This is a genomic window from Vibrio genomosp. F10 str. ZF-129 (assembly GCF_000287055.2).
GTDB lineage: Bacteria > Pseudomonadota > Gammaproteobacteria > Enterobacterales > Vibrionaceae > Vibrio.
In genome coordinates this window covers 25,600-35,104 of sequence record NZ_AJYQ02000075.1, presented here as the reverse complement: position 1 = coordinate 35,104, position 9,505 = coordinate 25,600, and the positions used below count along the sequence as shown (strand labels likewise).

Sequence of the window (9,505 nt, the reverse complement as noted above, 5' to 3'; positions counted from 1 at the left end):
CGGCGGCTCGAGATGCTGATGATGCCACCGAGGCGGGCTCAAAAGTCGTGAGTGAAACCACAATGTCTATCGATAATTTGTCGGCAAGAATTGACCAAGCGGTAGAAGAGGTGAAAGGATTAGAAACGGCAACAGCGAACATTGAAACCATTTTAAAGGTTATCAATGACATTGCAGATCAGACTAACCTTCTTGCGCTCAATGCAGCAATAGAGGCAGCTCGAGCGGGTGAATCAGGTCGAGGTTTTGCCGTGGTTGCCGATGAAGTACGTACACTGGCACAACGAACGCAAGAGTCGACGACAGAAATTCGCAGCATGATTGAACAGCTACAAGCAGGGGCAAGTTCCGTATCGGCAGCAATGAACGAAAGTAAAACAACCGCTATCGATGCTGTTGATAAAGCGCAAGCCGCGAATTCTTCGCTAGAAAGTATCAGTAATGCCATTCAGCAAATCTCTGATATGAATTTACAAATAGCATCCGCCGCGGAAGAACAAAGCTTAGTTGCTGAAGAAATCAACAATAATACGGTGAAGATTAAAGACCTATCGACACAAGTGGCAGATTCAGCCGAAAACACCAATATAGCGATGCAAACACAGAAAGATAATATCCATCAGCAAGATGCGCTACTGAATAAGTTTGTGGTTTAACACAAGCGGTTCTATAAACTAAAATGCCAGCTCGATATCGACGAGCTGGCATTTATATTTCCATAAACGGTTATCTAGGTTCCGTCATCTAAGAACGATTGTTTGAGAACGATTCACTGAAACGGTCGGTTACTTGTTTTCGTTTAGATAATCTAAAACCACTTCGTGGTGAGTCTTGGTTTTAAATTTATTAAACACATGCTCGATGACACCTTGTTCATTGATCAAAAAGCTAATGCGGTGCAAACCATCATAGATCTTGCCCATAAATTTCTTTTCTCCCCAAACCCCAAATTGATCAGCGGCAGCATGGTCTTCATCAGATAAAAGAGTGAAATTAAGGTTGTCTCGCTCGATAAATTTTCCCAGACGCTTTACAGGGTCAATGCTCACGCCTAGAACGACTACGTTATGATCGTCTAATTCCGTTTTAATGTCGCGAAGCCCTTGTGCTTGTGTTGTACAGCCAGGTGTCATGGCTTTCGGGTAAAAATAGAAAAGAACTTTTTTACCTTCAAAATCACCAAGTGATACGGTTTTGCCATCTTGATCTAAAAGAGAGAAGTTTGGGGCTGGCGTGCCAGCAGTCAAAGTATTCATCGATAATCCTTTCTATTGACTATTTTTTATGAAATTAAGAGACCCGTGCACAGCCAGTGATTGACAGAAAAGAGTGAACTCTTCTTGTAACTGCATGAGGTTACACTGTGAACCCACGGTGGCCGTTAGGGCGATATGAAATTGGTCGTTATTAAGCCCGACCTGTGTTTTATTGATAGTCTGAGCACTGAGTGATGCTAAACCGATCTGTCTATCTGCGAAGAATTGAGTGAACTCTTCAGTCAAGCCCATTCTGTCATCGGATTCGATGAAGACTTCTAGTGTGTAAGCGTGATCGACAACTTCATGGGTAGAAGTGCGTTTCATCATGGTAATAAGGTCGTGCTCTTGACCTAAAAGAGGAAGCGTCGTCTCGACTCTCGTTATGCTGTTGTTGTTTCCAGAAACCAGCATCAAAAGAGTGAACTCGTTACCGAAAAGAGCTATTCGACTGTCGATGATATTGCACCCTGATTGAGTCACTAGGTGAACGATTTGATTCGACACACCTGGGCGGTCTGTGCCGACGGCGGTAATTACTAGATGTTGAGTCATAATGTCACGTTAAATGAGGGCTATTAATAGGTATGTTAGCACAGAAGCATCAATATGCTTCCTTGAAGCACTGGGTTTTGTTGCTGAATTGTGTGAAAAAACGAGGCATTTCGAGTCTCGGTTTTGCTTGTTTACTGTTCTATGATCATTATTTCCCAATTATGTAGGTGAATAACTATGCCAAAGGTCAAACATGTGATAAATATTCAACATAACAGGTGCTATATATCCCTTTAACGCCTTGTCATACGCAAGAGCCATACAGTACCATGCAGAAAGTATCAAATAATGGAGAAAAACATGTTTTCAGGAAGTATTGTTGCATTAATTACACCGTTTAATTCTAATGGTGAGGTCGATTACATAAGCCTGAAAAAATTGGTGGATTTCCATGTGGATGCAGGCACAGATGGTATTGTCGCTGTCGGTACAACCGGTGAGTCAGCAACGTTAACCGTTGAAGAGCATGTTAAAGTCGTCCACAAAACGGTTGAATTTGCTGCTGGCCGTATCCCTGTTATTGCTGGTACTGGTGCTAATGCGACTCACGAGTCTGTTACTTTCAGCCGTTTGCTGAATAATTCAGGTATTGCTGGGTGCCTTAGCGTAACCCCTTATTACAACAAGCCAACTCAAGAAGGCTTATATCAGCATTACAAAGCGATAGCTGAAGTGAGTGATGTTCCTCAAATCCTTTATAACGTTCCTGGCCGTACTGCGGTCGATTTGTTGCCAGAAACCGTTGCTCGACTATCAAAAATTGAAAATATCGTTGCATTGAAAGACGCTACGGGAGAATTAGAAAGAGTTGCAATTCACCGTGAACTTTGTGGCGAAGATTTTATCTTACTTAGTGGTGATGACAGTTCTGGTCTTGATTTTGTTGCCGCAGGTGGTAACGGGGTTGTTTCAGTCACGAACAATATTGCTGCGGCAGACATGGCGAAAATGTTTAAGCTTGCTGCTCAAGGTGAAATGGAAGAGGCGAGAGCGATCAACGAGCGTTTAATGCCTTTGCATCGAGATCTGTTTGTTGAATCAAGCCCTATTCCAGTGAAATGGGCGGCTCATAAGCTCGGTTTGATTGAGCATGGCTGTTTAAGATTACCACTGACCGTTCTTTCAGAATCGGCACAACCTGTTGTTAGCAAAGCGTTGACTGATTCAGGTATTTACTAATTAATTACAAAGAATGGCCAAGATCTTTTTCTTGGCTTTTTTAGGAGTTCCAATGAAGTTTTCTCATCAGCTAGTCATGACGTCACTAGCTGTTCTTGTTTTAAGTGCATGCTCAAGCGATCCCTCCCATCGACGCCAAGCAAAAGATGATTTTGAATACTTAAATACCCCTGAGTTCAAAGAATGGCAGGCCCCAGCGGACGCAAAGCCCTACCTTTACGATGATTTTGTCATTCCTGCAGGGGAGTTTAATGGTGAACTTGGGCGTGACGTTGATATTCGCCCTCCACAGCAGATTTTAGAGTTGGTACCTGGCGCTCGCACTGAAACCAATATCAACGGTGAAGTGACGCTCTGGTTATTGCGAAAAGACGAAGCCGTTAAGGTTTGGGAAACCGCTTTGGCCATGCTTCAAGAAAGAAATGTCGATATTGTTAAGCAGTCCGATAATCTTGTTGAAACCGGTTGGTTCTCGTGGATCTCTGCCGATGAAGATGTGGAACTTGGCAGTCGTTACAATATTGAACAGCTTGAAGCCAATAACCGTTTTGGGTTTAAGATTTCACTGATTGATTGGCGTGAAGCTAACCAAGAAACCCCTGTTTCTGCGACGAATAAAGAACGCTATAACATTTTGATGACGAACTTAGTGATGGCTCGTTATGATCTCGATTTGCGCGAAGAAGCAACACGAAAAGCACAACAGTTAGTGAAACAAATCCCTATCAGTATGGGCACCGACCGTAGTGGTTTACCGGTTATTATTGCGCGTACACCTTATAATGTATTGTGGCAGCGTCTGCCAGAGTTGCTGCCTTCAATGGGCTTCACCCTTGAAGCGAGAAACCAGTCTCAGGGCACGGTGAAAGCGAAATATGCCTCTCCAGATGACAGTTTCTGGGAAGAGATTGGTGTTAAACCTGTCGATTTGAAAGGTGGTACCTATACCTTCTTGTTTGGTGATCTTGGCAACCGTACCTCAATTAACATCACTGATTCGGCAGGCAAACCTGTTGAAGAGCAACTGCTCAGTGATATGGCGCCAGTGCTTGCTGCGATGGTCGAGAAGTAGTTACTGGGTATGAGGTTAGATTGAATCTCAATGAAAAAGGAGCGCTCACACGCTCCTTTTTTTGTTTATTTTTTATCAGTATCAGTATCAGTATCAGTATCAGTATCAGTATTTAAGCCTGTACTATTTTCTTCTTTATCTGAGTGCTCGTGCTCGGATTTTTCTTCAGTAGACTTGTTTTTTTTATACTGGCCAAGTTTCAGTTTAGAGACGTATTTCAATGCCATGATATTGCTGACCATAAAGCCCATCGCCAACAAGGAGATAACCCAAGGGTTTGTCAGAAGATCCATTATGCCTCCACAGGAGTTACATTGGTTATGTATTGAGTGTAGAGATCATTGAGTAAGTTAGATAGGCAATTCGCCCCGTTGATTGATTGGCCTTCCAGTTGCTCTCTTAGAATATTAACAGAAAGCGCAGACAGACAATTCTGGCTTTGCTCGACATGGCTGATATGCCAAGGCTCAGGTGCTACGCCTCCCTGGTCTTGGTGATATGGGAAGTAGAAACCAAATAAGTTCAGATTAGAAGATAACCATTGATAAAACCGAGCCTGATGACCTGTTAAGTATTCCCAAGGCTCAAGTTTGAGTTGTGTACCTTGAGGCAGTGACAAGGCATCATACACATCAAAATCCGTTCCCCAATGATGGCGACTCGCACCAGGAAGGGCTGACCATCGTAAAATAGCGCGAATCTTCAGTTCTTCGTTTAATACTGAAGGGTCAATGGCTTGGCTGTTTGCGTCGAGAATCGGCTTTTCTCCGGCCATTTTACTGTTCCATATAGCCGCTTGACGTTCAAAGTTTCGAAAACCACTGGCGATGCACAAATCAAAACCGGCTTTTAGGGCGGCAGATTTGAGGTCAAGAAGATCCCGAACAATATCACGGTGTACTTGAAACGGTTTGTTACCAATGAGGACCTCGGTAAGGTGAGTATCCGTTTGTCCTGTCAATTGTTCGGGAGTCATCGTTAGCCTAATAAGTTGTCGAGAGTTTTCTCAAACATGTCAGTGAGTTTTTCTAAATCAGAAATAGATACACATTCGTTCACTTTATGGATGGTTGCGTTTACAGGCCCTAGTTCGACAACTTGTGTGCCCATGCGCGCGATAAAACGACCATCAGAGGTGCCTCCCGTCGTCAGAAGTTCGGGTTTTTTATGGTTTACGGCTTCAACACCTTTTACTACAGCTTCAAGAAGTTCGCCTTTACCGGTTAAGAATGGGTGCCCGCTAAGGGTCCATTCAAGATCGTAGTCTAGCCCATGTGCGTCCAATACCGAATGAACACGCTGTTTAATATCGACATCGGTAAGCTCAGTGCTAAAGCGGAAATTAAACTGAACATTAAATTCTCCTGGGATAACGTTTGAAGCGCCGGTGCCTGAATGAAGGTTTGGGATTTGAAAGCTTGTTGGCGGGAAGAACTCATTGCCGTCATCCCATTTTGTGGCAGCCAATTCAGCCAGTGCAGGTAACGACTGGTGGACAGGGTTGTTTGCTAAGTGCGGGTAAGCAACGTGACCTTGAGTGCCTTTCACTTTTAGATCACCAGTGATCGATCCGCGACGACCATTTTTGACAACATCGCCTATGGTGTGGGTACTGGAAGGTTCGCCAACGATGCACATATCAATCAACTCATCGCGTGCCATTAGGGTGTCAACAACGCGAGTTGTACCGTTGATAAATGGCCCTTCTTCATCAGAAGTGATTAGAAATGCAATAGATCCCTTATGATTGGGATGATTAGCAACGAACTGCTCTACGGCCACGACCATACAGGCTAAAGAACCCTTCATGTCGGCCGCGCCACGTCCGTGTAAATAGCCATCAATCACAGTCGGTTCGAAAGGGGGAGTATGCCAATGTTCTAGGGTGCCAGCTGGAACCACATCGGTATGGCCAGCAAAAGCAAATAGAGGAGACTCTGTTCCTCGGCGAGCCCAAAAGTTGGTGGTGTCGTCATAAACCATGACTTCAATTTCAAAACCTAATGCTTTTAGGCGTTGGATCATAACCTCTTGGCATCCTGCATCTTCTGGTGTCACGGATTCGCGACTAATAAGGTCTTTTGCAAGAGCCAGAGTTGGGCTATCTGTCATCCTTGGTGTCCTATAAATGATTTAATTAAAAATAGATTGGTATTGGTCAGCTTTAAAGCCAATGTGCAAACAGCCATTGGCATTCAGTATTGGTCGCTTGATCATCGCTGGGTGTTCAACCAGTAATGCGATGACCGTGTCGGCGTTAACGGCTTCTTTTTGCTCTGGCGAGAGTTGACGATAGGTTGTACCGCGTCTATTCAACACCAGTTCCCAGCCTAATCCATCGCAAAAATGAGTAACAAGCTCGGTATCGATGCCTTGTTTCCGGTAATCATGGAAAGTGTATTCAATGCCATTGGCTTCGAGCCATTTTTTGGCTTTTTTTATGGTATCGCAATTTGGGATGCCATACATGGTGACGGTCATATTGGTTTCATCATAAGAAAATAACTCGGTGTAGAAATCCTAACAGGAAGTGAGCTAGGACACAAAAGCACAAAATTAATATTTTGAAGGGTGAAAAAATTCGCAATCACGCCGTTTTGATTAAAGTACTTTGATCAAACGCAACAAATTGTAGACTGAAAAGGGCTGATAATGGAGAAGAACTACAAGGAGATGTTATCAATGGAATTGAGTCCTGTTTTTGCAAGGCGTTTGTATTTGGCTCTATTAGTTGAAAGTATAGAAAGGCCAAATGTCCCAAAACTTATCGAAAAAACCGGTTGGCCACGCCGTACTATTCAAGATGTATTAAAAGCATTGCCCGGTATTGGTATTGAGCTAATGTTTGTGCAAGATGGTCGTCGCCATAATGATGGTTATTATCAGCTGTCAGATTGGGGGCCATTTGATAGCCAGTGGGTGTTAGAACGACAGCAAGACATCGCTATTAGCCTTGGTTTTCAAGCATAAGCCAGCACTGCTGGCTTTTTTATGCCTCGTTCTTATTGATGCCGATAGTTTATTGATGCGTATTATTTGGTGAGTGCACCCAAAGTGTTTTAGGGCTTTATACAGCGATATGCAATGCCGAAAACTGTAAATGACGTTGCGAAGTCTTGTGGGCTGACGAGAAAAATGGTGTCGGCATTCAATTCGAGGCTTTGATTTTTTACATCGTTAATCGCACCTTGGATGAGCACATCATTCGGATAAAATAAATAGCTATACCAATGGCCTTCACTTCCGGTCACTTCCCCTAAAGCTTCACACTCCTTAGCATCAAAACCAAAGTCCATTCTAATGTCGATATGCTGGCTGCCTTCATTGGCAGTAATCGCGGGTGACGAGCAGCCCGCAAGCAAGAGTGCTGCAACGAATAGGCCCGCAGTACGTTTTAAAATCACGGCTCGCTTTACGATACTATCGGAGATAAGTTGAATGGTGTTCCCCATGACATCAGTCCTACTGCTGCGTTAGATAAGTGATAAAACCTGCCCAACTGACGACTAAAAGCATCCATGGAAGTATGGATGTTGTCGATTTTTGCTCGGAAGTATCTTGTTGGCGAGCATCCGCTTTAGTTTCAGTCTTTAGTTGCTCATTTTTTTCTTTCTGTGTTTTTTTTCTTGCTTTATCTGCTTGGCGATTTCGTTCTTTTTGCTGTTTTTTATATTGGGCGATGCCTTTCTCTATGCCTTGAGCAATTAATTTTGTCTGTTCTTTGGTTTGGTGCTGTTTCTGAGTCGCTTTGGCAATACTCATGGCTTGCTGTTGAGTCTCTTCTGAAGGCGTTGCTTTCTTTTTCATCGGGCATCATGCGGTTGTTCAAGGTGGTGAATAGAGTATCACGAACTCTTCGATGATGAATATATCAAATAGGAAGGGGGCTCTGGACTATAAGGAATGGACAATCTAATCGGTATTTTTCCGTATGCTTCTTTTTTAAGTATGTTTTTTAAAATATGGCATAGATTCGCGTAACCTCTTAATTTCTAAGCTACGATATTAAATCAATGGCGAGGTTAAACCTGCTCTGATGGCATTGTATGGCACTTCTTACCAGATTCTAGCGAGAGATTTATGATTAAGTTGCGACATCTTATTATTCTTACATCTATATTGATGTCACCATTAGGTTATTGTGATTATCCAAATATTGAACGGGCGGTCATTGACTCTAAAGGGACGCAACTCAATGAAACGGATAATGTTGTTAAGCTCGCCATCGAAAAAAAACGCTTCATTTCACTTCGCTATAATGAAGAGTTCAAGCGTAATCGTTTTGACCTTTTTAAAGAGGTCGAACAGCTAAGCGAATTTGAACTCAACGCTTATGTCAACGCTTCTTTGGTACGTGGTATTCAAGACCTTGTAGGGGAGTTTGCCTGCGCAACTTATCGTCACTATTCAGAAAAACCGCAAGCAAACACTTGCGATGAAAGTGTAACCAGCAGGCAAGATAAAGAAGGCAAGCCGTTTCTAAACGGGCAGTATGTGAAAAATCGTATTGCGACGACCATCAATAACATTTCTCATCCTCCCCGCAGCTATGACTTGTTTCTGCCTAGTGCCGAAGAAAAACCCCTCAGTACACTCTGGGGCGCTGTGCATGAAATCGAATTATTGTCTGTTGATGGCACAAGTACTCGTTCGATTGTGCTCACGGTTTATATTGATGCGTATAAAGTAAATCGAGAAGGTGATCGTGAAGAATCCGTGATAGAGGGGGCGCAAGTGGTGTTAGTCGTTGTGCCTGAACCTTATCAAATCGGTCGAGAGAGTAGCGAGCAATCTGCACGCTCATACGCGATTAACAATGCAAAAGTATTGGTCCCTTTTTACGCAGAGTAGTTTCTACGGCTATTTTGGGGCCATCGTTTCTTCATCCTTCCCCTCTTTTTGTTAGATTTTGGCAAAATGTCATCACACTTTATGGCATTTGCGGTAAAGTGTTGTTCATTAGATTTAGCGAAAAGTATTTTTGTGCGTTATTCCGTTGAACAACATGATAAACATGGTTTTTTAAAAGCGCCAGTGTGGCTCTGGCTTGGTTGGGTGCTGTTAGCCAAGGCATGGGTAGTCTTTATTGTGGCAGGGGCGAGCAGAGAAAGCGGGGCTAAAATCCTGAGTATCGTATATCCCGACCAAGCAACACTTTATCTTGGGTTAGCGGTCGGGTTGCCAAGTATTATTTTTATGTGGTTAATCGGTTTACGTAATACAGAACGAAAGTGGGTCAATGCCATCGTAAGCTGGGGGCGTTATATCACACTGATGACGGTTTTCCTTCAAATCGCTCAAACGGTATTCCATATCCATTTAGAGCATGGTGCCTTCAACTGGGCAAACGGAATCACACTGATGCTGTTGCTATGGCTTGCGATATATCTAATAAAAAGTCGACGAGTGAGAGATTGCCTTACCACCCCAATACTAAAATAAA

General features: G+C 43.3%; 14 protein-coding genes. 6 read left to right on the top strand and 8 right to left on the bottom strand.

Annotation, left to right across the window (positions count from 1 at the left end; translation table 11 throughout):
• Positions 1-656: methyl-accepting chemotaxis protein (locus A1QO_RS07575; protein ID WP_017041588.1), on the top strand; the 656-nt coding region annotated here is incomplete at its 5' end.
• Between the two features lie 129 nt (positions 657-785).
• Here A1QO_RS07575 and bcp read toward each other — a convergent pair.
• Both bcp and A1QO_RS07565 read right to left on the bottom strand, forming a co-directional pair.
• A complete protein-coding gene (gene bcp / locus A1QO_RS07570; RefSeq protein WP_017033286.1) occupies positions 786-1,256 on the bottom strand; it encodes a thioredoxin-dependent thiol peroxidase in 471 nt (156 codons plus the stop codon).
• Between the two features lie 12 nt (positions 1,257-1,268).
• On the bottom strand, positions 1,269-1,811 hold the full coding sequence (locus tag A1QO_RS07565; protein ID WP_017033285.1) for a glycine cleavage system protein R: 543 nt from the start codon (positions 1,809-1,811) through the stop codon (positions 1,269-1,271).
• 300 nt (positions 1,812-2,111) lie between these two features.
• On the opposite strand from A1QO_RS07565, the gene dapA reads away from it, so the two are divergent.
• Complete coding sequence (dapA, locus tag A1QO_RS07560; protein ID WP_017033284.1) at positions 2,112-2,990, top strand: 4-hydroxy-tetrahydrodipicolinate synthase; 879 nt, start codon at positions 2,112-2,114, stop codon at positions 2,988-2,990.
• A gap of 52 nt (positions 2,991-3,042) precedes the next feature.
• Positions 3,043-4,062 (top strand): outer membrane protein assembly factor BamC, encoded by a 1,020-nt coding sequence (bamC, locus tag A1QO_RS07555; protein WP_017033283.1) that lies wholly within the window; start codon positions 3,043-3,045, stop codon positions 4,060-4,062.
• A gap of 65 nt (positions 4,063-4,127) precedes the next feature.
• Here bamC and A1QO_RS07550 read toward each other — a convergent pair whose 3' ends face one another.
• From A1QO_RS07550 to A1QO_RS07535, 4 genes are read right to left on the bottom strand one after another with little or no spacing between them, the layout of a single operon-like run.
• On the bottom strand, positions 4,128-4,355 hold the full coding sequence (locus tag A1QO_RS07550) for a DUF2897 family protein (RefSeq protein WP_017041587.1): 228 nt from the start codon (positions 4,353-4,355) through the stop codon (positions 4,128-4,130).
• Positions 4,355-5,038 carry a M15 family metallopeptidase gene (locus tag A1QO_RS07545; protein WP_017038386.1) on the bottom strand — a complete coding sequence of 228 codons (684 nt, stop codon included), beginning with the start codon at positions 5,036-5,038 and terminating at the stop codon, positions 4,355-4,357. Before A1QO_RS07545 ends, A1QO_RS07550 begins: the two co-directional genes overlap by 1 nt.
• 2 nt (positions 5,039-5,040) lie before the next feature.
• Positions 5,041-6,174 (bottom strand): succinyl-diaminopimelate desuccinylase, encoded by a 1,134-nt coding sequence (gene dapE, locus A1QO_RS07540; RefSeq protein ID WP_017038387.1) that lies wholly within the window; start codon positions 6,172-6,174, stop codon positions 5,041-5,043.
• Between the two features lie 21 nt (positions 6,175-6,195).
• Positions 6,196-6,543 (bottom strand): ArsC family reductase, encoded by a 348-nt coding sequence (locus A1QO_RS07535; protein WP_017039992.1) that lies wholly within the window; start codon positions 6,541-6,543, stop codon positions 6,196-6,198.
• A gap of 201 nt (positions 6,544-6,744) precedes the next feature.
• Here A1QO_RS07535 and A1QO_RS07530 point away from each other — a divergent pair, with 201 nt between their 5' ends.
• Positions 6,745-7,032 carry a winged helix-turn-helix domain-containing protein gene (locus A1QO_RS07530; protein WP_017033278.1) on the top strand — a complete coding sequence of 96 codons (288 nt, stop codon included), beginning with the start codon at positions 6,745-6,747 and terminating at the stop codon, positions 7,030-7,032.
• 89 nt (positions 7,033-7,121) lie between these two features.
• Here A1QO_RS07530 and A1QO_RS07525 read toward each other — a convergent pair whose 3' ends face one another.
• Both A1QO_RS07525 and A1QO_RS07520 read right to left on the bottom strand, forming a co-directional pair.
• Entirely contained in the window at positions 7,122-7,514 is a 393-nt protein-coding gene (locus A1QO_RS07525; RefSeq protein ID WP_017033277.1) for a DUF4156 domain-containing protein, read from the bottom strand.
• 10 nt (positions 7,515-7,524) lie between these two features.
• A complete protein-coding gene (locus tag A1QO_RS07520) occupies positions 7,525-7,869 on the bottom strand; it encodes a DUF2956 domain-containing protein (RefSeq protein WP_017033276.1) in 345 nt (114 codons plus the stop codon).
• A gap of 273 nt (positions 7,870-8,142) precedes the next feature.
• On the opposite strand from A1QO_RS07520, the gene A1QO_RS07515 reads away from it, so the two are divergent.
• Both A1QO_RS07515 and A1QO_RS07510 read left to right on the top strand, forming a co-directional pair.
• A complete protein-coding gene (locus tag A1QO_RS07515) occupies positions 8,143-8,913 on the top strand; it encodes a hypothetical protein (RefSeq protein ID WP_017039993.1) in 771 nt (256 codons plus the stop codon).
• A 66-nt stretch (positions 8,914-8,979) separates the two neighbouring features.
• Entirely contained in the window at positions 8,980-9,504 is a 525-nt protein-coding gene (locus A1QO_RS07510; RefSeq protein ID WP_017033274.1) for a DUF2919 domain-containing protein, read from the top strand.
• Position 9,505: the final 1 nt, after the last annotated feature.

Bases quoted from the DNA above. Each gene is read 5' to 3' on its own strand.
- A1QO_RS07565 (WP_017033285.1), bottom strand. From the start codon at position 1,811: ATGACTCAACATCTAGTAATTACCGCCGTCGGCACAGACCGCCCAGGT.
- bcp (WP_017033286.1), bottom strand. From the start codon at position 1,256: ATGAATACTTTGACTGCTGGCACGCCAGCCCCAAACTTCTCTCTTTTA.
- A1QO_RS07535 (WP_017039992.1), bottom strand. From the start codon at position 6,543: ATGACCGTCACCATGTATGGCATCCCAAATTGCGATACCATAAAAAAA.
- A1QO_RS07545 (WP_017038386.1), bottom strand. From the start codon at position 5,038: ATGACTCCCGAACAATTGACAGGACAAACGGATACTCACCTTACCGAG.
- A1QO_RS07515 (WP_017039993.1), top strand. From the start codon at position 8,143: ATGATTAAGTTGCGACATCTTATTATTCTTACATCTATATTGATGTCA.
- dapE (WP_017038387.1), bottom strand. From the start codon at position 6,174: ATGACAGATAGCCCAACTCTGGCTCTTGCAAAAGACCTTATTAGTCGC.
- dapA (WP_017033284.1), top strand. From the start codon at position 2,112: ATGTTTTCAGGAAGTATTGTTGCATTAATTACACCGTTTAATTCTAAT.
- A1QO_RS07525 (WP_017033277.1), bottom strand. From the start codon at position 7,514: ATGGGGAACACCATTCAACTTATCTCCGATAGTATCGTAAAGCGAGCC.
- A1QO_RS07550 (WP_017041587.1), bottom strand. From the start codon at position 4,355: ATGGATCTTCTGACAAACCCTTGGGTTATCTCCTTGTTGGCGATGGGC.
- A1QO_RS07520 (WP_017033276.1), bottom strand. From the start codon at position 7,869: ATGAAAAAGAAAGCAACGCCTTCAGAAGAGACTCAACAGCAAGCCATG.
- A1QO_RS07530 (WP_017033278.1), top strand. From the start codon at position 6,745: ATGGAATTGAGTCCTGTTTTTGCAAGGCGTTTGTATTTGGCTCTATTA.
- A1QO_RS07510 (WP_017033274.1), top strand. From the start codon at position 8,980: ATGTCATCACACTTTATGGCATTTGCGGTAAAGTGTTGTTCATTAGAT.
- bamC (WP_017033283.1), top strand. From the start codon at position 3,043: ATGAAGTTTTCTCATCAGCTAGTCATGACGTCACTAGCTGTTCTTGTT.